The 20,633-nt window shown below is 62.5% G+C and carries 22 protein-coding genes, 1 tRNA gene, 1 other RNA gene and 2 riboswitches; of the genes, 14 read left to right on the forward strand and 10 right to left on the reverse strand.

Translation table 11 applies throughout. From position 1 onward, the window contains the following. Positions 1-2 precede the first annotated feature (2 nt). Positions 3-674: a 2-polyprenyl-3-methyl-6-methoxy-1,4-benzoquinone monooxygenase gene (coq7, locus tag D0550_RS25595; protein WP_241520927.1), complete on the reverse strand. Its 672-nt coding sequence runs from the start codon at positions 672-674 to the stop codon at positions 3-5. 171 nt (positions 675-845) lie between these two features. Here coq7 and rplM point away from each other — a divergent pair, with 171 nt between their 5' ends. The 4 genes from rplM to D0550_RS25615 all read left to right on the forward strand — a co-directional run bounded on the left by rplM (position 846) and on the right by D0550_RS25615 (position 3,568). Next, entirely contained in the window at positions 846-1,274 is a 429-nt protein-coding gene (gene rplM, locus D0550_RS25600; RefSeq protein ID WP_116812043.1) for a 50S ribosomal protein L13, read from the forward strand. 18 nt (positions 1,275-1,292) lie between these two features. Then, positions 1,293-1,685 (forward strand): 30S ribosomal protein S9, encoded by a 393-nt coding sequence (rpsI, locus tag D0550_RS25605; protein WP_116812044.1) that lies wholly within the window; start codon positions 1,293-1,295, stop codon positions 1,683-1,685. A 26-nt stretch (positions 1,686-1,711) separates the two neighbouring features. After that, positions 1,712-1,785, forward strand: a tRNA-Gln gene (locus tag D0550_RS25610). A gap of 736 nt (positions 1,786-2,521) precedes the next feature. Beyond that, entirely contained in the window at positions 2,522-3,568 is a 1,047-nt protein-coding gene (locus tag D0550_RS25615; RefSeq protein WP_116812045.1) for a quinone-dependent dihydroorotate dehydrogenase, read from the forward strand. On the opposite strand, the gene rpiA is transcribed toward D0550_RS25615, so the two are convergent. From rpiA to D0550_RS25645, 6 genes are all read right to left on the reverse strand, one after another. Next, positions 3,543-4,196, reverse strand: coding sequence for a ribose-5-phosphate isomerase RpiA (rpiA, locus tag D0550_RS25620; protein ID WP_116812046.1), 654 nt, complete (start codon positions 4,194-4,196; stop codon positions 3,543-3,545). The genes D0550_RS25615 and rpiA overlap by 26 nt on opposite strands. Before the next feature lie 333 nt (positions 4,197-4,529). Further along, positions 4,530-4,991 carry an EVE domain-containing protein gene (locus D0550_RS25625; RefSeq protein ID WP_116812047.1) on the reverse strand — a complete coding sequence of 154 codons (462 nt, stop codon included), beginning with the start codon at positions 4,989-4,991 and terminating at the stop codon, positions 4,530-4,532. Between the two features lie 16 nt (positions 4,992-5,007). Continuing rightward, positions 5,008-5,625 (reverse strand): 5-formyltetrahydrofolate cyclo-ligase, encoded by a 618-nt coding sequence (locus D0550_RS25630; protein ID WP_275129285.1) that lies wholly within the window; start codon positions 5,623-5,625, stop codon positions 5,008-5,010. 28 nt (positions 5,626-5,653) lie between these two features. Further along, positions 5,654-5,840, reverse strand: a non-coding RNA gene (ssrS, locus tag D0550_RS25635) — 6S RNA. 153 nt (positions 5,841-5,993) lie between these two features. Beyond that, positions 5,994-6,305 (reverse strand): cell division protein ZapA, encoded by a 312-nt coding sequence (locus tag D0550_RS25640; RefSeq protein ID WP_116812049.1) that lies wholly within the window; start codon positions 6,303-6,305, stop codon positions 5,994-5,996. Continuing rightward, positions 6,302-6,535, reverse strand: coding sequence for a TIGR02449 family protein (locus D0550_RS25645; RefSeq protein ID WP_116812050.1), 234 nt, complete (start codon positions 6,533-6,535; stop codon positions 6,302-6,304). Before D0550_RS25645 ends, D0550_RS25640 begins: the two co-directional genes overlap by 4 nt. A gap of 96 nt (positions 6,536-6,631) precedes the next feature. Between D0550_RS25645 and D0550_RS25650 the strand changes: the two genes are divergently transcribed. From D0550_RS25650 to D0550_RS25680, 7 genes are read left to right on the forward strand one after another with little or no spacing between them, the layout of a single operon-like run. Then, positions 6,632-7,252: a UPF0149 family protein gene (locus tag D0550_RS25650; protein ID WP_116812051.1), complete on the forward strand. Its 621-nt coding sequence runs from the start codon at positions 6,632-6,634 to the stop codon at positions 7,250-7,252. Between the two features lie 59 nt (positions 7,253-7,311). After that, a complete protein-coding gene (gene pepP / locus D0550_RS25655; RefSeq protein WP_116812052.1) occupies positions 7,312-8,616 on the forward strand; it encodes a Xaa-Pro aminopeptidase in 1,305 nt (434 codons plus the stop codon). Further along, complete coding sequence (gene ubiH, locus D0550_RS25660; protein ID WP_116812053.1) at positions 8,613-9,866, forward strand: 2-octaprenyl-6-methoxyphenyl hydroxylase; 1,254 nt, start codon at positions 8,613-8,615, stop codon at positions 9,864-9,866. The genes pepP and ubiH overlap by 4 nt, the downstream gene beginning before the upstream one ends. Beyond that, positions 9,863-11,113 (forward strand): UbiH/UbiF/VisC/COQ6 family ubiquinone biosynthesis hydroxylase, encoded by a 1,251-nt coding sequence (locus D0550_RS25665; protein WP_116812054.1) that lies wholly within the window; start codon positions 9,863-9,865, stop codon positions 11,111-11,113. Before ubiH ends, D0550_RS25665 begins: the two co-directional genes overlap by 4 nt. Positions 11,114-11,144: 31 nt before the next feature. After that, on the forward strand, positions 11,145-12,803 hold the full coding sequence (locus tag D0550_RS25670; protein ID WP_116812055.1) for an acyl-CoA dehydrogenase family protein: 1,659 nt from the start codon (positions 11,145-11,147) through the stop codon (positions 12,801-12,803). Then, the gene (locus D0550_RS25675; RefSeq protein ID WP_116812056.1) at positions 12,800-14,332 is read left to right on the forward strand and encodes an inactive transglutaminase family protein; all 1,533 of its coding nucleotides are present in this window, start codon (positions 12,800-12,802) and stop codon (positions 14,330-14,332) included. Before D0550_RS25670 ends, D0550_RS25675 begins: the two co-directional genes overlap by 4 nt. Further along, the gene (locus D0550_RS25680; protein ID WP_116812057.1) at positions 14,332-15,318 is read left to right on the forward strand and encodes an alpha-L-glutamate ligase-like protein; all 987 of its coding nucleotides are present in this window, start codon (positions 14,332-14,334) and stop codon (positions 15,316-15,318) included. Before D0550_RS25675 ends, D0550_RS25680 begins: the two co-directional genes overlap by 1 nt. Positions 15,319-15,326: 8 nt before the next feature. On the opposite strand, the gene D0550_RS25685 is transcribed toward D0550_RS25680, so the two are convergent. The 3 genes from D0550_RS25685 to ispG are packed head-to-tail and all read right to left on the reverse strand — an operon-like array spanning position 15,327 to position 17,346. Next, positions 15,327-15,770 (reverse strand): hypothetical protein, encoded by a 444-nt coding sequence (locus D0550_RS25685; RefSeq protein WP_116812058.1) that lies wholly within the window; start codon positions 15,768-15,770, stop codon positions 15,327-15,329. A gap of 14 nt (positions 15,771-15,784) precedes the next feature. Then, the gene (locus D0550_RS25690; protein ID WP_116812059.1) at positions 15,785-16,123 is read right to left on the reverse strand and encodes a 4a-hydroxytetrahydrobiopterin dehydratase; all 339 of its coding nucleotides are present in this window, start codon (positions 16,121-16,123) and stop codon (positions 15,785-15,787) included. Further along, positions 16,120-17,346, reverse strand: a complete 1,227-nt coding sequence (gene ispG / locus D0550_RS25695; protein WP_116812060.1) for a flavodoxin-dependent (E)-4-hydroxy-3-methylbut-2-enyl-diphosphate synthase — start codon at positions 17,344-17,346, stop codon at positions 16,120-16,122. Before ispG ends, D0550_RS25690 begins: the two co-directional genes overlap by 4 nt. Before the next feature lie 66 nt (positions 17,347-17,412). Next, positions 17,413-17,500: riboswitch (glycine riboswitch) on the forward strand. A gap of 26 nt (positions 17,501-17,526) precedes the next feature. Further along, a riboswitch (glycine riboswitch) is annotated at positions 17,527-17,662 on the forward strand. 53 nt (positions 17,663-17,715) lie between these two features. Here ispG and gcvT point away from each other — a divergent pair. From gcvT to gcvPA, 3 genes are read left to right on the forward strand one after another with little or no spacing between them, the layout of a single operon-like run. Further along, on the forward strand, positions 17,716-18,798 hold the full coding sequence (gcvT, locus tag D0550_RS25700) for a glycine cleavage system aminomethyltransferase GcvT (RefSeq protein ID WP_116812061.1): 1,083 nt from the start codon (positions 17,716-17,718) through the stop codon (positions 18,796-18,798). 50 nt (positions 18,799-18,848) lie between these two features. Further along, entirely contained in the window at positions 18,849-19,244 is a 396-nt protein-coding gene (gene gcvH / locus D0550_RS25705) for a glycine cleavage system protein GcvH (protein WP_116812062.1), read from the forward strand. Positions 19,245-19,252: 8 nt separating this feature from the next. Then, complete coding sequence (gcvPA, locus tag D0550_RS25710) at positions 19,253-20,632, forward strand: aminomethyl-transferring glycine dehydrogenase subunit GcvPA (RefSeq protein WP_116812063.1); 1,380 nt, start codon at positions 19,253-19,255, stop codon at positions 20,630-20,632. Position 20,633 lies beyond the last annotated feature (1 nt).

The raw sequence follows: 20,633 nt of genomic DNA on the forward strand, positions 1-20,633 counted from the left end.
TCTCAGAGCCAGTACGCGGTGCGTGTCATCACTTTGGCGCTCAGCTTCATCAAAGCCCGCACCGGCTGCGGCAGCTCGGCCCCGCCCGCCAGTTCAGCATTGCGCCCATGACGTTCTTCGTCGGCGCTCATTTGCTGGATGATGGCGCGCGTGCGCGCGTCTTCGGCCGGCAAGCGCTGCAAATGCCCCTCGAGATGCTCGACCACCTGGCGCTCGGTCTCGGCCACGAATCCCAGGCTGACCTTGTCACCGGCCAGGCCGGCGAGGGCGCCGATGGTGAAAGAACCCGCATACCACAGCGGATTCAGCACGCTGGTGCGTCCGCCCAACTGGTGAATGCGCTCGGCACACCACGCCAGATGGTCGGTCTCCTCGCGGGCCGCTTCCATCAGTGAGGTCTTGGTTGCCTCGGCCCGCGATACGAATGCCTGGCCCTGGTACAGCGCCTGCGCGGCCACTTCGCCGGAGTGATTGATCCGCATGAGCGCGGCGACCTGACGGCGAGCCGCCGGGTTGTCGGCAATTTCGGGTGTCTCGGGCTGGTTGTCGGCCGGGTTGGGCCGGGCGGCCACATGGCTGGCGAACAGGGTCCGCAGCGTCTGATCGGCCGGGGCCAGCAGGCGATCGAGGAGGGTATAGCGGCGGCCGGAGCTAGAGGATTCCATGGGATTCATTATATATGTCCCCCGCCGGTGGCCGGTTCCGGGGTGTCCCTGTGCGGGTCAGGGGAAACCTTCTCAAATCCAACGCTTACTGCGTTTGCATTGGCCTCGGTCGTCCATTAGACTTGCCGGCCTTTTCGCCCCCTGGCTGGCAGGGGCGCATAAGTTTTCCCGGAGATTTCAATGAGTACCGTCTTCGCCAATGCGCAAACGGTCCGTCGTGACTGGTATGTGGTCGACGCGACCGGCAAGACCCTGGGCCGCCTGGCTTCCCAGGTCGCCACGCGTCTGCGCGGCAAGCACAAGGCGGCTTACACGCCCAACTGCGACACCGGCGATCACATCGTCATCGTCAATGCGGGCAAGATCCGCGTGACCGGTCGCAAGCTGACGGACAAGTTCTATCATCATCACACCGGCTACATGGGTAACTTGAAGACCACCAGCTTGGAAAAGCTGCTCGACAAGCACCCCGAGCGCGCCATCGAGTTCGCGGTCAAGGGCATGCTCCCGAAGAACCCGCTCGGTCGCAAGATGTTCAAAAAGCTGCACGTGTTCGCGGGTGGCACGCACCCCCACACCGCCCAGCAGCCGAAGGCCCTCGAGATTTAATCAGGTAATCGCACCGACATGGCCACTCAGACCAATTACGGCACCGGCCGCCGCAAGACCTCCACTGCCCGCGTGTTCCTGCGCAAGGGCACCGGCAACATCCGCGTGAACAACCGTACGCTCGATGAGTTCTTCGGCCGCAAGACCGCGCGCATGATCGTGCGTCAGCCGCTGGAAGCCGTGAGCATGGACAGCACTTTCGATGTGGAAGTGACGGTCAAGGGCGGTGGCATCACCGGCCAGGCTGGCGCGATCCGTCACGGTCTGACCCGTGCGTTGATGGAGTACGACGAGACCCTGCGCAAGACGCTGCGCGACGCTGGTTACGTGACCCGCGACGCCCGCGAAGTCGAGCGTAAGAAGGTCGGCTTCCGCAAGGCGCGTCGCGGTACCCAGTTCTCGAAGCGCTGATTTTCCAATTTACTGGCGCCAGTTATTGGGGGATCGTCTAGCGGTAGGACTACGGACTCTGACTCCGTCAACCTAGGTTCGAATCCTAGTCCCCCAACCAACACATGCAGGCCCACTTCGGTGGGCCTGTTTGTTTTTGGGCATCTGTCTTTTGAGTGGTGGTTGTCGTTGGCGGCCTTCGACGTCGGTGGCCGGCAGCGCCTGGGGGAGGGATGTCCTCCCCGGCACCGCGACACACGCCGTCGCTCCGCTTCGCTCGCGCTATCGCGCGCGACTTTGCTGCACATCCCTGTGGCTGCTAATGGACCACCATCCCTGGATGGATCCATTTGCCGGGGAGGACATCCCTCCCCCAGGCGCTGCCTACAGCGCTGCTGTGGCAGCCAAGCTTGCTCGGAGAGGAGTCAGCGGCAGCTCGTAATTCAGCGGCGATTCAAAAAAATCACCTCGCCCTGCCCAGAGCAGGCCGCGCCCGTTCGGATGCGTGGAAAAAACGCACGCGGGTTAGTCGCGTGATCTCCCTCTGATGCTCTCGACCGCCACGAACATGTCGGCATCGCCAGGGGTGGGTATCTCCTCCCGGCGGCTTTGCGACACATGGACGGGGTCGCAACAGCAGGGCTCATCATGGATGTGCGGTGTAGGAGCGCTAGCGCTCCGGCCGTGCCCGGCGCCGGGAGGAGATACCCACCCCTGGCGATGCAAGCCACCGACGCCTCTTTTCCGTAAGCCACCGACGCCTCTTCTCCGTAAGCCACCGACGCCTCTTCTCCGTAAGCCACCGACGCGTCCTCTGCGATAATCGCGCCGCGCCTCAACCACCGAAGCCGAACGAAATGATCAACGCTCTCTACCCACTCATCCGTCCGCTCCTGTTTTCGCTCGAAGGGGAGCGCGCGCATGAAGTGACCTTCTCCATGCTCGAGACAGCTCACAAGCTGGGTCTGCTCGGTGCGCATGAGTCGCGACCGGAAGAGGGTGTGACGCTCATGGGGCTGCGCTTTCCAAACCGCGTCGGTCTCGCCGCAGGTCTCGATAAAAACGCGCGTCACATCGATGCACTCGGTGCACTCGGTTTTGGATTTATCGAAGCGGGGACGGTCACAGCGCAGCCACAAGCGGGTAATGCCAAGCCGCGTTTGTTTCGGCTTCCCGAAGCAGGTGCGCTCATCAATCGCATGGGCTTTCCCAACGAAGGCGCCGAGGTGATTGCGCAGCGTCTCGCGCAGCGCAGGTTCAAAGGACCCTGCGGTATCAACATCGGCAAGAACGCGACGACTCCACTCGAAGATGCCGCGCGAAATTACGTGGAATGTTTTCGCGTCGTCGCGCCTCATGCCGACTATGTGACCGTCAACGTTTCGTCGCCCAATACCGCCAACTTGCGACAGCTGCAGCAGGTCGATCAGTTGCGTCCCATCCTCGATGCGCTGCTCGAAGCTCGCGTGCAATTGGTCTCAAGCTCAGGGAAGCAGCTGCCGATATTGGTGAAGGTGTCGCCCGATCTGTCGAGTGAGGATTTCGCCGCGATCGCGCGACTGGTTCGCGAGCTGCGTATCGATGGTGTGATTGCCACCAACACCACGATCACGCGTGAGGTGGTGAAGGGCGTGCCGAACAGCGAGCAGCAAGGTGGCTTGAGCGGTGCGCCGATTCGTTCGTTGGCGCTGCAATCCATTCCCATCCTGCGTGAGCATCTGGGTAAGGATGTGCCGCTGATCGCGGTGGGAGGGATCGATTCAGGGGCGGCGGCGGTTGCTGCCTTGCAGGCAGGTGCAGATCTGATTCAGATCTACACCGGCCTCATTTACCGCGGTCCAAAGCTGGTCACAGAGATTCTTGCCGCGGTCGGCTCGTTCACAAAGTCTGCACGCCCGACGTAGAGCCCAGAATCAGCAGATCTGCGGGGCGCCGCGCGAACAGGCCAACAGTTACCACGCCGGCGAGCTGATTGATCTCGCTCTCCAGCGTCACTGGATCGACGATCGACAGGCCGTGCACGTCGAGGATCTGATTGCCGTTATCGGTGACGAAGCCTTCGCGATAGACCGGCTGTCCCCCCAGAGCAACCAACTGCCGGGCGACATACGAGCGCGCCATCGGAATCACCTCGACCGGCAAAGGGAATTTGCCGAGCACGCTCACCAGCTTGGATTCATCGGCGATGCAGATGAAGCGCCGCGATGCGGCGGCAACGATCTTCTCGCGGGTCAGCGCGCCCCCACCACCCTTGATCAGCCGACGGTGACGATCGGACTCGTCGGCGCCATCGATGTAGAGGTCCAGCTCGCCCGTGGTGTTGAGGTCGAGCACATCGATACCGTACCGGCGTAACCGCGTCGTCGAGCGCTCGGAACTGGAGACTGCGCCCCGAATGCGCACCTTTTGCGCAGCCAACGCGTCGATGAAGAGATCGACCGTGGACCCGGTGCCGACACCGAGGATGGAGTCCTCTTCGACATGGGTGAGGGCGGCGAGGGCGGCTTGCTGCTTCAACTGATCGGCGTTCATGGTGCGGCTCGGTGGCTTCGAGTGTTCGGAAAAGCCTAATTTTCCAGGATCCGGAAACGACTGTGCCCGCTTTCGCGGGCACAGTCTTCATCATCATCTACTCAGAAGAACTTACTTCTTCTTGGCAGCCTTCTTCTTGCCGCCTTTCTTCTTCGCAGACTTCTTTGCTTTCGTTGCCATGATACTAGATCTCCATGTCGAGTTAGTCCGGGCGCAGTATATACATAAATTAAAAATGGCAAGCAAGGGGTGCGTGCGATTTTGTTGTGCCCGTTCTCAATGACGAGCCTCGTCGCGCACATGTCGATGCGTCATCGCACGCATGTGCATCGCTCATTCGAGCGACTCGATGAAGCTCCATTCGCTCTTGGTGACCGGTGTGATCGACAGTCGGTTGCCGCGTTTGAGCACGATCATGTCCTTGAGCTTGCCTGCGGCATGCTTGCGCAGCTCATCGAGCGCGATGACTCTGTCGAATTTCCTGACGAGCTTCACATCGACCATGTACCAGCGCGGCTTCTCCGGATCGCTGGCGGCATCGTAGTGATCGTTCTTCTTGTCGAACTGCGTAGGGTCGGGGTACGCCTCGCGTTGTACGGTGGCAACGCCGGCAATTCCAGGGATTTCGCAGCTCGAGTGATAGAAGAACACCAGGTCGCCCTGCTTCATTTCCTTCAGATAGTTGCGCGCCTGGAAATTGCGCACGCCATCCCAGCCGGTGGTGCTGTTCTTGGCCTTGGCGAGCTGCTCGATGCCGAACACGGACGGTTCGGACTTCATCAACCAGTAGTTCATGACGACTCCCGTAGATCTACAGGGTGCAATCGTACCCGGCTCGACGCACGAAGCGTTGCAGTCCGCGTTCAGTCACGATCCCGTCCAGCGGCACATCCCAACGATCCGGTTGCAGGCCAGCGACGCGCTGGCATTCGTAGCCGACGCCGATCAGCTTCGGCCGTCGCCAGCCACGCCCTTCGCGCAAATGATGCAGACTGCGATCGTAGAACCCCGCGCCGCTGCCCAGGCGCCAGCCGCGCTCATCGAACGCGACCAGCGGCAGCAGAATCAGGTCGAGTCCCCGCACTGGAATGACTTCGGCATGGCGCGGATCGGGTTCGGCGATGCCGTACCGGTTTACGCGCATCACACTATCGGTGCGATATCGCACGAAGCGCATGCGGCTACGACGAAAGTCGGTGATGACCGGTAAGTACAGCAGGCAGCGATGACGACGTGCGACGTCGATCACATAGCGCAGGTCGGCCTCGTGACCGTACGCGAAGTACACCGCAACACGCTGCCCGGGCCGCAAGTGACACGTGCCACTCAGGGCGCGGGCGAATTGTCGATGAGCATGATCGCGTAGCGCAGGCGAGAGCGCGCGCCGGAGTTGCCGCATCTGTCGGCGCAGTTGCTGACGTTCCAGCAAGCTGGCCGATGCGGAGGAGAGAGAGGAGGCGCTACCCGCCTGTGCCGTCATGAGCCATTGCTCTCGACACGGAGCAATAGGTGGGACGCAGCCATAGTAGCTAAGGCTTTCCGTTCGAGACGGACTTGCACACGGCTACCACGAAACCGAATCCCTGGGGTATTAACGTTAGGGTCGAGAGGTAACCCGACACACGTCGAACACCGCAGGCAGCGCCATAACAAAATCGTTTCTGAGTCTGCGTCTGTAACGCGCATCCGCAGTCCCAAGTTCATCCCAAGCCGATCGATGCTTCGACGAGAGGATTCACCGTGCCTCGATATCTGGGTCGCCCCGATATCTGGGTCGAATATTCTCGGCTTCAATGCCTATAACGGCAATTGCTGTCCTCGGCTCAAGGCCGATTCCACGCGCTCGCGCATCTGGCGGACGCGCTCGCTGACTTCGCTCTCGATGGCCTCGTTACGATTGCGCTTGAGCAGCTCGTGAGCCAGGTTGAGCGCCGCCATCACCGCGATCCGGTCCAGACCGACGATATTGCCGGCATCGCGGATGTCGCGCATCTTGCCGTTGAGAAATTCCGCCGAGTCGAGCAACTCCGAGCGCTCTTCGGGCAGGCAGGCGACCTGGTACTCCTTTTCCAGGATGCGCACACTGACACGGACCAAACGGTCGCTCATGCGTTGTGCTCCATCGCCTTCAGGCGGCCAATCATCGCTTCGACCCGCGCGCGCACCTGCTCATTCTTCTGTAGCAGCGTGGCACGCTCAGTCATCATCGAATCCTGTCGCTGACGCAAGGCGCGGTTCTCTTCCTGCAACTGGGAGACCAGCGCGACCAGCTCATCCACGCGCCGTTCGAGCTGCTTCAGCTCTTGATCGACGTTGGCCCGGGAAGACAGGGGATTCATACGAGCCGATTATGCGGCCCGCTCCCGAACCGGTCAAACCACGCCCGGAATCGGTCAAATCCATCGTCCGGGAGGCACAGTGCTAAGATAGCGGGGATGTTGCAAGTCACATTCGCTGAAGTCGCTCGCGTCCTGGAAGGACTGGGCTCGTCGGTGCCGGCGGCGGAAGCCCACGGTTGTCTGGTCGGCGCGTTGTGCACTTCGCCCCACTATCCGCTGGAGCGCTGGCTGGAAGAAGTCATTCCCGATGCCGACCTGCGCGACGGCGACGACCAGCAGGCGCTGCGTCTGTTGTATGCCGACACGCTGAATGCGTTGCGCGGCGAGGACATGGACTTCGAAGCTCTATTGCCGGATGACGATATTGCGCTCGCCACGCGCGCCGCCGGCCTGTCGCAGTGGTGCCAGGGATTTCTGTATGGCTTCGGCACCGGTCAGGTCGACAATCCGGCGGTGAAGCAGGAAGAGCTGCCCGGCAACGTCAACGAGATTCTCAACGACCTGACTCACATCGGTCGCGCCAGCGTCGAGCTGGAGGGTGAAGGCAACGAAAGCGAAGAGGAAGCCTACGCCGAGGTGGTCGAATACGTGCGCGTCGGCGTGCAGCTGATACACGATGAATTGATTCCAGCCGCAGCCCACCGGATCGAGGTGGGAGATGAAGACCAGGACAATGCCGATCTGGATGATGACGGCGATCCGGGAACCCTGCATTGATTGCCCGGCCGCGCTCGTAAGTCGCAACCGGGTCACCCAAGCCACCAATAGCGTAGAACATGCGCAAAGATGAATTCGCCCGCCGGCGCCGGCAGCTCATGAAGATGATGGGCCGGGGTGCCATCGCCATTCTACCGGCCGTTCCCGAGAAGACGCGCAACAGCGACGTCAGCTATCACTATCGGCCCGATAGCGATTTCTTCTATCTGACTGGCTTCGCCGAGCCGGAATCGGTCGCTGTACTGATACCGGGACGCGCACATGCCGAATATGTGTTGTTCACTCGTGAGCGCGATGCCACTCGCGAAACATGGGACGGCAGACGTGCGGGGCCGGAGGGCGCGGTACGCGACTATGGCGCTGACGATGCGTTTCCTATCAACGACATCGACGACATCCTTCCAGGACTGATGGAGCACTGCTCGCGGGTTTACTACACGATGGGCCTGCACCAGGAATTCGATCAACGCGTGATCGGCTGGGTCAACACGCTCAAGGCTCAGGCGCGCACTGGGGTGCTGCCACCGCAGGAGTTCGTCGCGCTCGATCACTTGCTCCACGACATGCGTCTGTACAAGTCGCGGCCCGAGCTGGACGCGATGCGCGAGTCGGCCCGTATTGCCGTCGCTGCCCATAAACGTGCAATGCAGTTCGTTGAGCCGGGCCGCAAGGAATACCAGGTGATGGCCGAGTTGCTGCACGAGTTCAGGATGAACGATGCGGATATCTCGTATCACCCCATCGTGGGCGGCGGGGCCAACACCTGCATCCTGCACTATCACGAGAATTCGGAAGAGCTGCGCGACGGCGATCTGCTGTTGATCGATGCCGGCTGCGAGTACCAGCTGTATGCGTCCGACATCACGCGCACCTTTCCAGTCGGCGGCCGCTTCACGCCCGAGCAGCGGGCCGTGTATGAGGTCGTGTTGGAGGCGCAGCACGCCGCCATCGAGAAGACCCTGCCGGGCAATCATTGGAACGAGCCGCACGAGGCGGCGGTGAAAGCCATCACACAGGGGCTGGTGAAGCTCGGCCTGCTCAAGGGCAAAGTGCCGAACCTGATCAAGGAAGGCGCCTATCGCCGTTTCTACATGCACCGTACCGGTCACTGGCTGGGGATGGATGTGCACGATGTCGGCGACTACAAGATCGGCGAACAATGGCGCGTGCTCGAGCCGGGCATGGCAATGACGGTCGAGCCCGGTATCTATATTCCCGCCGGCAGCAAGGGTGTGCCCAAGCGCTGGTGGAATATCGGCGTGCGTATCGAGGACGACGTGGTCGTGACCAAAGACGGCAACGAGGTGCTGACCGCCGCGCTGGTCAAGGACGCCGACGGCATCGAACAGTTGATGAATGCATGAGTGACTCCGACTCCACGCCCCTGATCGTCGATGTCGCCATTGCCGGCGGCGGTCTGGTCGGCGCCAGTCTGGCGCTCGCGCTGGCGAAACTGCAGCTCAAAGTTGCGCTGATCGAGGCGGCCCCGTTCGGCTCCGCCGAGCAACCGAGTTTCGACGACCGCAGTACTGCGATATCGAACGGCAGCCGTCGCATTTTCGAAGCGCTCGGGGTCTGGCCGCTGATCGAGCGCGAGGCCACCGCGATCCGTCGCATTCATGTTTCCGATCAAGGGCGCTTCGGTTTCACGCGCATCGATGCGAAGGAACAGGGGCTGAGCGCGCTGGGCTACGTCGTGATCAATCGCGTCATGGGGGCGGGGTTGTGGCGCCGACTCAATGCCGAGTCATCCATCACGGTGCTGGCGCCGGCCAAAGTGCAGTCGATGCAGTTACAGCCGCACAGCCAGCGCCTTGAGTGCAGAACTGACGCTGGCCTGCGCATCGTGGAAGCGAAACTCGCGATCGCCGCCGACGGTGCCCGTTCCACCTTGCGGCAGTCGGCCGGCATCGGCTCGAGCACTTGGGATTACGAGCAGGTCGCGCTGGTCAGCAACGTGCTCTCACAGCACTTCCACGATCACGTCGCGTACGAGCGTTTCACCAATGCGGGCCCGTTGGCGCTGCTGCCGCTGACCGAAGGTCGGCTGGGCGTGGTGTGGACCTTCCGTCCGGACACCGCCAAAGAAATGACGGCCCTGAGCGACACTGAGTTCCTCGCGCGTCTGCAGGACACATTCGGCTTTCGTCTTGGCCGCTTTACGCGAGTGGGGCAGCGTCAGTTGTATCCGCTGTCGTTGACGCGTTCGGATGAATACGTCGCCGAGCGTCTGGCCATCGTTGGGAACGCTGCTCAGACGCTGCACCCGATCGCTGGGCAGGGATTCAATCTCGGCCTGCGCGATGCCGTGAGCCTCGCGGAAGTGCTCGCGGACGGGCTTGCGCAAGGGGGTACGGACTTCGATGCAGGCGACGGCATGTGGCTGCAGCGCTATCGCGAATGGCGAGCCGCCGATCGCAGCAACATCGTGCGCTTCACCGATGGTCTGGTGAGGTTGTTTTCTCAGCCGCTGGGTCCGATCAAGCTGCTGCGCAATGCGGGCATGCTGGCGTTCGATCTGATGCCGGCGGCCAAGGACGCGCTGTCGCAGTTGTCGTTGGGCGCAGCGGGCCGGGTGCCACGTCTGGCGCGAGGCGCGCCGCTTACCAAATGAAGTCAGGCTTCCACATCCTCGTCATTGGCGGCGGCATGGTCGGCGCTTGCGTCGCCGCGCTGGCTGCGAGCAATCGTCACTTCGCCGACCTGCGCATCGCTGTGCTCGAGGCGAAGCCGCCAACGCTTCCGCCGCCTGATGCAGTCGATGATATCGATCTGCGCGTATCCGCGATCTCACGCGCTTCAGAGCGCATCCTGAGTGAGATCGGCGCGTGGCAGTCGATCCCGAGCCAGCATGTCTGCGCGTACGACGACATGTGCGTATGGGACGCCGATGGCAAGCCGCGCGGTCCCGGCTCGATTCACTTCTCCGCGAGCGAATCGGGCGAGCCGAATCTGGGATATATCGTCGAGAACCGCCGCGTGCTGTGGTCGATCTACGACTGCGCCGCCTTTCGCAATCGAGTGACATTGCTGCGTGGTGAGCTGAGCGGGCTGGAGTTCGAGGACGATCGCGCCACCGCGATTCTGAGCGACGGTCGTCGTATCGATGCGGCGCTGATCGTGGGATCGGATGGCTCCGCCTCTCTGAGTCGCAAGCTTGCAGGGATCGAGACTCGTGGCTGGGAGTACGACCAGCGCGCCTTCGTTACTCACGTGCGCACCGAGCATCCGCATGCGCGCACTGCGTGGCAGAGATTCCTGCCGGACGGGCCGATCGCATTCCTGCCGCTCGCCGATGGCCGCAGCTCCATCGTGTGGACGACCACGCCCGAGCATGCCGAACGTCTGGTCAGTGAAGCTCCAGAGCAAGTCGCGACGGAATTGGCGTTGGCGCTCGATGGCATGCTCGGCAAGGTCGAGCTGGCAGGACCTCGCGGGCAATTTCCATTGCGGCTGACTCACGCCAGAGATTATTGCCGCGAGCGTTTTGTGCTGGTCGGCGATGCAGCTCACGCCATCCATCCGTTGGCGGGGCAGGGTGTGAATCTCGGTTTCCTCGACAGCGCTGCCTTGGTCGAGGTGCTGGCGGAGGAATTGGAGGGTGGCCTGCCGCCCGCGGCTATTGGCGAGCGACGTGTTCTGCGCCGTTACGAACGCTGGCGCAAGAGTGAGAACGCGGTGGCGCTGGGACTGGTCGATGGATTGAACAAACTTTTCGGCAGCCGTGCCGAGACGCTTGGCTGGGCGCGTCGCACCGGTCTGAGCATTTTGGACGGCCATCTGTTCGCCAAGCGTTTTCTGATGGGGCGTGCGCTCGGAATTCGCGGCGCGGCGCCAGCGCTGGTTCGCTCGCATCGTTAAACTGAACGGACGCAAGTCATAAGGGTCGGGGATGCAAAGCACGCTATTCATCCAATCCCCGCCGCTGCTGGGCAACCAGTATGGCGACGATCCCTTTTTGCGTGCCTGGTTGCAGCGACGTCTGCCCGCCGCGATGTTGACGCAGATCGAGCCGTCACTGACCGAGTTGGGGGCGCTGGCCGGTGGCGAGCTGTATCGACTGCAATTGCAGGACCGGCTCAACGAGCCGACGCTGACGCAGTGGGATGCTTGGGGCAACCGCATCGATCGCATCGAAGTGACCCCGTTGTGGCGTCGGGCTGCCGACATCGCGGCAAGCCACGGGCTGATCGCGATTCCCTATGAGCGACATCACGGTCGCTACTCCCGCATCCATCAGTTCGCGGCGGTTTATCTGTTCCATCCTTCGTCGGATGTTTATACCTGCCCGTTGGCGATGACCGATGGTGCCGCCCGCACGCTGACAGTTTCAGGCAATCGATCGCTCATCGAGCGCGCGGTCACTCGCTTGACCCATCGTGATCCCGCGCAAGCCTGGACCAGCGGTCAATGGATGACCGAAGCGACTGGCGGCTCCGATGTGGGTGCCTCGCTCACGCAAGCAGTGCGCGATCAATCCGGCGAATGGCGGCTGTATGGCAAGAAATGGTTCACCTCGGCCATCACGTCACAAATGGCACTGACACTGGCTCGTCCCGAAGGCAACGGCCCGGGCGGCGGCGGTCTCGCCATGTTCTACGTCGAGACTCACAACCTCGATGGCAGCTTGAATGGCATCCGCGTCGAGCGCCTGAAAGATAAGTTGGGAACCCGCAAGGTCCCAACTGCGGAGCTCACGTTGGAGGGTGCGCGTGCCGTTCTGGTCGGCGACACCCGGCATGGCACTCGAAATATCGAGCCCATGCTGACAGTGACCCGTGCCTGGAACAGCGTGACTTCGGTCAGCTTCATGCGCCGTGCGCTCGCGTTGGCGCGTGCTTATGCCAGTCAGCGGCGCGCGTTCGGTGCGAAGCTGGATGAGCTGCCCTTGCACGTCGACACACTCGCTGGGCTGGAAGCGGAAACCCGGGGCGCGTTCCTGCTGGCCTTCGAACTGGTCGAATTGCTGGGTCGTCAGGAGGCGGGCGAGATCGATGCTGCCCAGAAGGCGCTGCTCCGAGTGATCACGCCCATCGCCAAGCTGCTGACTGCCAAACAGGCTGTCAGCGTTGTGAGCGAGTGCATAGAAGCGTTCGGCGGCGCCGGTTATGTAGAAGATACTGGTCTGCCGGTGCTGTTACGAGATGCCCAGGTGTTGCCGATCTGGGAAGGCACCACGAACGTGCTGGCATTGGATACCCTGCTGCGCGGAGAGCTCAGCGTCGGATTGCCGGCATTGCGACAACGGATCGAGCAAGGTATCTCGACCCCGAACGACCCGCGCCTGGCCAAGGTCGGGCAGCAGGCTCTGGCTGCCGTTGAACATGTGTCGAGCTGGTTGAGTCACAATAACGACCCGCGCCGTCTGCAGGCCAATGCCCGCCGGGTGGCGATGACTCTGGGGCGCGCGCTGGAGCTGGCGTTGCTGGTCGAACATGCTGGAGCGACCGCGGCGGCTGGCGATGTGGCTGCGGCCTGCCGGTTTGCCGCCGCGCCCGTGGATTTGCTCGTGGATATCAATAGCGAAGATTCCGCCCGCCTGATCGAATGAACAATCGTCACATCTATGTGCTGTCAGCGGTGCTGGCGCTGATCGGCTTGTCGCTGTTTGCGTACAAGTCGCGGGTGCTCGGCTTTCCGCTGCAGCCGCAGGAGGAGACGCACGTCTGGACCGTCGAGGCGGCCGTGCGCTTCGATCCGGGGCCGGCCGCCGTGAAAGCGACACTGCGCATTCCCAATCTGACGCCGGGCTTTTCCATCCTGGACGAGAATTTCATTTCGCGCGGCTTCGGTCATGCGACCCGGTCCGCGCCGGCGGGCCGTGAATCGCAATGGACACTGCGTCAGGCGATGGGGCCGCAGACGCTGTATTACCGCGCGCAGGTGTATCGCGATGCCAGCCGCATGGCGGAGGACACGACGCCGCCTTTTCCCGAACAGCCGACGCTCGATGAGCCGTCGCGTATCGCCATGGAAGGATTGATCGCTGAAGTGCGGCGGCAGTCGGCGGACGTGGCGAGCTTTACCACCGAGCTGCTTCGTCATATCAATCACGCCGAGCGCGATCCGTACGTCAGCCTGTTCATCAGCCGGGGCCGAGCGCGGGCGGATGCAGCTGAGCTGGCGACCATCTTTCTTGCCGGCGCTCAGATTCCGGCGCGCATCGCGCACGGTATCCAACTGCGTGCCGTGACAGGGCCGGTGCAGTCCCAGCAGTTGCTGGAAGTGCACGACGGCGTGCAATGGTTGTACTTCGATCCCAAGACGCTGGAGCAGGGGTTGCCGCCGGACTTCCTGATCTGGTGGCGCGGCGATGAGCCGATCGCCAGTCTCGAAGGCGGCGGCAGACTGGATGTGACCCTGGCGGTTCAGCAGAACCTGCTGGACTCGCTGGTGGTCGCCGAGCGTCGGGCCGAGTTGTCCGGCTCGCACGCCATGGACTTCTCGCTGTTCGCGTTGCCCATCGCGACGCAGGCTGTGTACGCGGTGCTGATGATGATCCCGATCGGCGCGCTGGTGATCATGCTGCTGCGTAACTTCATCGGCGTGAAGACGTTCGGCACGTTCATGCCGGTGCTGGTCGCGCTGGCGTTTCGTGAGACGCGGCTGCTGTGGGGCATCGTGCTGTTCGCCATCATCGTCTCGTTGGGACTGTTGATCCGGTTCTATCTGGAAAAGCTGCGACTGCTGCTGGTGCCACGCCTGACTACCGTGCTCACCGTGGTCGTGCTGCTGATGGCCGGCATCAGCGTGCTGAGTGAGAAACTGGAGCTGCAGCCGGGCTTGTCGATCGCGCTGTTCCCGATGGTCATTCTGTCGATGACCATCGAGCGCATGTCGATCGTGTGGGAGGAGCGTGGCGCGTCGGAAGCCCTCCAGGAAGGCATCGGCAGCCTGGTGGTTGCGGCGGTCGCGTACGTCGTCATGGGCATCGCGTGGCTGGAGCACCTGATCTTCGTGTTCCCAGAGCTGCTGCTGCTGGTGATCGCGATGTCGCTGTTGGCCGGTCGGTACACGGGTTATCGCCTGCTCGAACTGCGCCGTTTCAAAGCGCTGGCTCCGTCCGGGAGCAGCCCGTAGTGTTCGGTCGCTACCGAGGGTTGGCCGACGAGGGCGTGCTTGGGCTCAACAAGCGCAACGGCGATTACATCCTGCGGTTCAACCCCCGGCGGCTGTATCCCCTGGTCGACGACAAGCTCAAGACCAAACGGCTGGCGCTCGCTGCCGGCATCGCGGTTCCGCAGTTGTATGGCGTGATCGAGACTCAGCACGACATCCGGCGCCTGCCGCAGATCGTGAAGGATCATCCGGAGTTCGCGCTGAAGCCGGCGCACGGCAGCGGTGGGGACGGCATCGTCGTCATTTCCGGCCGTAGCTCGGAACTCTATCGAACGATCAGCGGCACGCTGCTCGATGACGATTTCCTGTCGCATCACCTCTCCAATGCCATCAACGGACAGTTCAGTCTGGGCGGTGTGCAGGATGTGGTCATCGTCGAATACATGGTGCGCTTCTCGCCGCTGTTCGAGCGCATCAGTTTTCAGGGCGTGCCGGACATTCGGGTGATCGTGTATCGCGGCTTCCCGATCATGGCGATGGTGCGTCTGCCGACGCGAGCGTCGCATGGCAAAGCGAACTTGCATCAGGGTGCGGTCGGGGCAGGGATCGATCTGACCAGCGGCGTGACTTTGGACGGTGTGGTGGGCACGCGGGTCGTGACGCATCACCCGGATTCGGTGCACGCGATTGCCGGGCTGAAGATTCCGGACTGGGATGTCATCCTGGATATCTCGGCGCGCTGTTATGAGTTGACCGGCATGGGTTACATTGGCGTCGACATCGTGCTCGATCGCGATCTGGGACCGTTGGTGCTGGAGTTGAATGCCCGGCCGGGGCTGGCGATTCAGATTGCCAATCGGCAGGGGTTGTTACGTCGCTTGAAGATTTGCGACGAGCGCGCCAACTTCGACGCGGCGGTGCCTGAGCGCATTGCTTTCGCGCAACGGGAGTTTCGTCATCCCGTTGGGCCGGTACTCGCTCCCGAAGGTGTCGTCAGCGTTGCCTGAGCTGCGCCTCAAGGCGCGTTTCGAGACTCCGCAGCAGGCTGAGGCGGCGACCATTTGCTTTTCGGCGCCGGCACATCCACCGATGCGAAGAATCCCGCCGACGTTCTGATCGTCACCTTCGCCGGCCGGCAGCTGAAGTCCCGCATGTCGATGCGCATCGGCCTGGTGAATTCCTGGCGGGCGTGGTCATCGGGCTGACTGTCCACCAGCAATCCAAGAATCTGCTGCCGCTCATCGTCGAGCCGCTTGCACGCGTCCCATTGCACGTTGAACTGATGATCCGCATTCGTGCCGCGGTAGGCGATGGTCATGACCAGCTGGTCTTTGGCCGGGTCATAGGACAGCGCCGTCACCGAGACTGCCGCAGCGGGCGTGACGTACAGGAGGGCAGCGGTACATGCCGCCCAGATACGCAGGTGCTGAACGAGTCGACCTAACGTAGCGCGGCGCATGTGAGTTTCTCCGGCTAGGTGCGGGGCAAGGCGTCCACCTTGGCGGCGCAGATGAAATCGTTCTGCGACAGCCCGCCAATGGCGTGCGTGTTGAAGATCATGCGGCAATAGCCATAGCCGACTTCCATATCGGGATGGTGGTCTTCGGCGTTGGCGATGTGGGCGACGGCGTTCACGAAACTCATGGTGTGATAGAAGTTACGGAACTTCCATTCGCCGCGGATGCTGCGGCCATCGGGCGCGAGTTTCCAGGCATCGCTGACCTGTTTCATCAGGCCCTGCGCTTCCTCGAGGGTCATCGGGGCGACGCCGCCTTCGCAAGGTTTGCAGCGTTGTTCGGCAAGTGAGGTCATGCTGTTTCTCTCCGCGCGTAGGTCTTGGCGATGTAGTCCTCGACCAGCGACTGAAATTCTTCGGCGATGTGCTCGCCCTTGAGGGTCGGGCCCTTCTCACCGTCCACATACACGGGAGCGACCGGGCGTTCGCCGGTGCCGGGCAGGCTGATGCCGATATTGGCGTGCTTGCTTTCGCCGGGGCCGTTGACGACGCAGCCCATGACGGCGACGGTCATGTCTTCGACGCCGACGTATTGCTTGCGCCATTCCGGCATCTGGTGACGGATGTGAGATTGGATCTTCTGGGCGAGCTCCTGGAAATACGTGGATGTGGTGCGACCACAGCCAGGGCAGGCGACCACCATGGGCATGAACGAGCGCAGCCCCATGGTTTGCAGAATTTCCTGCGCGACGATCACTTCCTGAGTGCGATCGCCGCCGGGCTCGGGGGTCAGCGACACGCGAATCGTGTCGCCAATTCCTTCCTGCAGCAGCACGGCCATGCCGGCGGTGGAAGCGACGATCCCTTTGGAGCCCATGCCGGCTTCGGTCAGACCGAGGTGCAGCGCGTAGTCGCAGCGCTTCGCCAGATTGCGATACACCGAGATCAGATCCTGCACGCCGCTGACCTTGCACGAGATCACGATGCGATCGGAGCCCAGGCCCAGCTCTTCGGCGCGCTTTGCGGATTCCAGTGCCGAGACCACCAATGCCTCGCGCGTGACATCGCGGGCGTCCATCGGCTCGGCGGACTTGGAGTTCTCGTCCATCAGGCGCGTCAGCAGGTCCTGATCCAGGCTGCCCCAGTTCACGCCGATGCGCACTGGCTTGTCGTTGCGGATGGCGACTTCGATCATTTCGGCGAATTGCGGGTCGCGCTTGCTGCCGCGGCCGACATTGCCGGGGTTGATACGGTATTTCGCCAACGCCTCGGCGCAGGCAGGGTGAGCCTTGAGCAGCTTGTGGCCGTTGAAATGAAAGTCGCCAACGATGGGCACGTGCACGCCCACCTGGGCGAGCCGGTCGCGAATGTGCGGCACGGCGGCGGCGGCCTCGTCGGTATTGACGGTGACGCGTACCAGCTCGGAGCCGGCGCGCGCCAGGGCTTTGACCTGTTGGGTGGTGGACTCGATATCGGCGGTGTCGGTGTTGGTCATCGATTGCACGACGACCGGCGCGGGGCCGCCGACAGTGACGGAGCCGATACGAACGGGGATGGAGTGACGTCGGGTAGGGCGCATAGAGGCGGTTATTGTAACGCTTCGCACACGAATCGCTGGCTTCGGCTACCATATACGCACCCATCGCAAGGCACGGCCGGAGAGAGCGGGATCGACCCCGCCGCCGAAGGCGCAACCGCCCGGAAACGCTCAGGCAAATGAACGGCGTGCAAGTGGCTCGGGCGGAACTCCGCCCAGCGCTCGGCGGGCTCTGGAGAGAAACTGCGACAGTGCTTGCGGCCATTGTGCCGGGCCGTCGGCAGTTCACCGAAGGGGAGAGGTGCGCGGTCAGCAGGCCGGTACCGGATCTCTCAGGTCACAGGACAGAGGGGCGTTGAACGCTAGGCGTTCGGCGCTGACCTTTACACTGGCCAAATCCCGGAGCATTCGATGGGCTTCAAGACTCCTCTTTACGACACCCATGTCGCCGCTGGCGCCCGCATGGTCGATTTCGGCGGCTGGGACATGCCGGTCAACTACGGCTCCCAGATCGAAGAGCATCACGCGGTCCGTCGCGATGCCGGCATGTTCGACGTTTCCCACATGCTCATCGCGGATGTCACCGGCGCGCGCGTGCGTGACTACCTGCGATATTTGCTGGCCAACGACGTTGCCAAGCTGAAGGACTCGGGCAAGGCACTGTACAGCTGCATGCTCAACGAGAGCGGCGGCGTGGTCGACGACCTCATTGTCTATTTCATCGACGAATCGTGGTTCCGCCTCGTGGTGAACGCCGGCACACGCGATAAAGACATCGCGTGGCTGCAGCGCTTCTCCGACCAGTTCGGCGTCGACATCAAGCCGCGTACCGATCTGGCGATGATCGCTGTGCAAGGTCCGAATGCTCGCGCCAAGGCCGCGACACTGGTCGGTCAGTACGCCGACGAAGCGCTACAAGTGAAGGCGTTTGCGGGCCGTGAGTTCGGTCAATATTTCATCTCTCGGACCGGCTACACGGGCGAGGATGGTTGGGAAGTCATGTTGCCGGTCGCAGAGGCGCCGAAGTTCTGGAGCGATCTGAAGGCGGCCGGGGTCGCGCAGTGCGGTCTGGGTGCGCGAGACACGCTGCGGCTGGAAGCAGGCATGAACCTGTATGGCAACGACATGGATGAAAACCTGTCGCCGCTCGAATCGGGCCTGACCTGGACCGTTGCATTCGATCCGCCGGAGCGCGATTTCGTCGGTCGTGCCGCGCTCGAAGCACAGCGCGCCGCGGGCCTGAAGCGCAAGCTCGTCGGTCTGATTCTCGACGATCGCGGCGTGCTCCGCGGTCATCAACGCGTCGCGACCCCAGCCGGTGACGGCGAGCTCACCAGCGGCACGTTCTCGCCGACCATGGAGAAATCCATCGGCTTCGCGCGCGTGCCGGTGGCGACGGGCGAGCGCGTCGAAGTCGACATTCGCGGCAAGTTGCTGCCCGCACGCGTCGTGAAATATCCGTTCGTGCGCAACGGCAAGCCGCTGGTTTCCTGATTCCTCCAGTCATCAGTCAACATTCATCAGTCACTTCTAGGATTTCCGCCATGTCGAACATTCCTGCCGACCTGAAATATCTGGACTCCCACGAGTGGGCGCGCGTTGAGAGCGACGGCACCGTCACCATCGGCATTTCCGATCATGCGCAGGGCGCGCTGGGCGATCTGGTGTTCGTCGAGGTGCCGGAAGTGGGCAAGTCGCTGAGCAAGGGCGGCGCCGCCGCCGTGGTCGAGTCGGTCAAGGCCGCCTCCGACGTCTACAGCCCGCTGTCCGGCGAAGTGATCGCCGCGAACGATGCGTTGAGCGGCTCGCCCGAGCTGGTCAACAGCGATCCGTATGGCGCCGGCTGGTTGTTCAAGCTCAAGCCGAGCAACGACAGCGAGCTGCAACAGCTGCTCGATGCCAAGGCCTACGAGAAGGTCGTCGCTGACGCCGCCCACTGAGTGCCGCCATGCCGTTCATTCCTCACACCGAAACAGAGATCAGCGAAATGCTGGCCGCCATCGGCGCGCCGAGCATCGATGCGCTGTTCGACGAAATCCCGGCGGCGCTGCGGATCAAATCGCTCGCCGCGATTCCTGACGCACTGAGCGAGATGGAAGTCGGGCGCCTCATGCAGCAGCGCGCGTCGCAAGACGGTCGCCCGCTGAACTTCCTGGGCGCCGGCGCTTATGAGCATCACATTCCCGCGGCGGTCTGGGCGATCGTCACGCGTGGCGAGTTCTACAGCGCGTACACGCCGTATCAGGCGGAAGCGAGCCAGGGCACGCTGCAGCTGCTGTACGAATACCAGACCATGATGAGCAGCCTGACGGGCATGGAAGTCTCGAACGCGTCGCTCTATGACGGCGCATCGGCACTGGCCGAGGCTTGCTTGATGTCGGTGCGTGCGCATCGCAGATCGAAGTCGGCTCGCATCGTCGTGCCGTCGACATTGAATCCGACGTATCTGTCCGTGTCGCGCGCGGTCGTCGAAGGTCAGAACCTCAACTTCACGGTGCTGCCGTATGAGCCGGGCAAGGGCACGCTGCAGTTCTCGAAGCTGGAAGCGCTCAAGGGCGAGGACATCACCGCCGTTGTGATCCAGCAGCCGAATTTCTTCGGCTTGATGGAAGACGTCGATGCGATCACCGACTGGGCGCATGCCAACAACGCGCTGGTGATCGCGGTCGTGAATCCGTTGTCGCTGGCGTTGTTCAAGCCACCGGGCGAGTGGGGCACGAAGGGTGTCGACATCGTCGTCGGTGACGGTCAGCCGCTGGGTGTGCCGCTGTCTTCGGGCGGTCCGTACTTCGGCTTCATGACCACGCGCATGGAGCATGTGCGTCAGATGCCGGGACGAATCATCGGTCGCACCGTCGATCTCGATGGCAAGCAGGGCTTCACGCTGACGCTGCAGGCGCGCGAACAGCATATTCGCCGCAGCAAGGCGACTTCCAACATCTGCACCAACCAGGGTCTGCTGGTGACGGCGGCAACGATCCATATGTCGCTGCTCGGCGCGGCGGGCCTGGAATCCGTGGCGGCGACTTCACAACGGCAGACGAGCAAGCTGGTCGAACGGCTCGCACGCATACCCGGCGTGAAAATCGTGTTCGACGGTTACCGTTTTCATGAAGCTGTGTTACAGCTGCCGACCAAGGTGAGCGATGTGCTCGACGCCTTGGCCAAACGCAATATCGTCGGTGGATTGGATTTGTCGAAACTCTATCCCGAGCTGGGCAATGCGCTGCTGGTGTGTGCGACGGAGATGCGCACCGATGCGGACTTGGATCAGTATGCCGCAGCTCTTGCCGATATTTTGGCCGACGTCCTGGAGCGCAAGCCGTGAG

It is taken from the genome of Steroidobacter cummioxidans (genome assembly GCF_003104955.1).

Bases quoted from the DNA above. Each gene is read 5' to 3' on its own strand.
- coq7 (WP_241520927.1), bottom strand. From the start codon at position 674: ATGAATCCCATGGAATCCTCTAGCTCCGGCCGCCGCTATACCCTCCTC.
- ispG (WP_116812060.1), bottom strand. From the start codon at position 17,346: ATGCGCCCTACCCGACGTCACTCCATCCCCGTTCGTATCGGCTCCGTC.
- D0550_RS25645 (WP_116812050.1), bottom strand. From the start codon at position 6,535: ATGAATCCCCTGTCTTCCCGGGCCAACGTCGATCAAGAGCTGAAGCAG.
- D0550_RS25615 (WP_116812045.1), top strand. From the start codon at position 2,522: ATGATCAACGCTCTCTACCCACTCATCCGTCCGCTCCTGTTTTCGCTC.
- rpiA (WP_116812046.1), bottom strand. From the start codon at position 4,196: ATGAACGCCGATCAGTTGAAGCAGCAAGCCGCCCTCGCCGCCCTCACC.
- D0550_RS25670 (WP_116812055.1), top strand. From the start codon at position 11,145: ATGCAAAGCACGCTATTCATCCAATCCCCGCCGCTGCTGGGCAACCAG.
- pepP (WP_116812052.1), top strand. From the start codon at position 7,312: ATGCGCAAAGATGAATTCGCCCGCCGGCGCCGGCAGCTCATGAAGATG.
- D0550_RS25675 (WP_116812056.1), top strand. From the start codon at position 12,800: ATGAACAATCGTCACATCTATGTGCTGTCAGCGGTGCTGGCGCTGATC.
- D0550_RS25650 (WP_116812051.1), top strand. From the start codon at position 6,632: ATGTTGCAAGTCACATTCGCTGAAGTCGCTCGCGTCCTGGAAGGACTG.
- D0550_RS25690 (WP_116812059.1), bottom strand. From the start codon at position 16,123: ATGACCTCACTTGCCGAACAACGCTGCAAACCTTGCGAAGGCGGCGTC.
- rplM (WP_116812043.1), top strand. From the start codon at position 846: ATGAGTACCGTCTTCGCCAATGCGCAAACGGTCCGTCGTGACTGGTAT.
- rpsI (WP_116812044.1), top strand. From the start codon at position 1,293: ATGGCCACTCAGACCAATTACGGCACCGGCCGCCGCAAGACCTCCACT.
- gcvT (WP_116812061.1), top strand. From the start codon at position 17,716: ATGGGCTTCAAGACTCCTCTTTACGACACCCATGTCGCCGCTGGCGCC.
- D0550_RS25640 (WP_116812049.1), bottom strand. From the start codon at position 6,305: ATGAGCGACCGTTTGGTCCGTGTCAGTGTGCGCATCCTGGAAAAGGAG.
- D0550_RS25625 (WP_116812047.1), bottom strand. From the start codon at position 4,991: ATGAACTACTGGTTGATGAAGTCCGAACCGTCCGTGTTCGGCATCGAG.
- ubiH (WP_116812053.1), top strand. From the start codon at position 8,613: ATGAGTGACTCCGACTCCACGCCCCTGATCGTCGATGTCGCCATTGCC.
- D0550_RS25685 (WP_116812058.1), bottom strand. From the start codon at position 15,770: ATGCGCCGCGCTACGTTAGGTCGACTCGTTCAGCACCTGCGTATCTGG.
- gcvPA (WP_116812063.1), top strand. From the start codon at position 19,253: ATGCCGTTCATTCCTCACACCGAAACAGAGATCAGCGAAATGCTGGCC.
- D0550_RS25665 (WP_116812054.1), top strand. From the start codon at position 9,863: ATGAAGTCAGGCTTCCACATCCTCGTCATTGGCGGCGGCATGGTCGGC.
- gcvH (WP_116812062.1), top strand. From the start codon at position 18,849: ATGTCGAACATTCCTGCCGACCTGAAATATCTGGACTCCCACGAGTGG.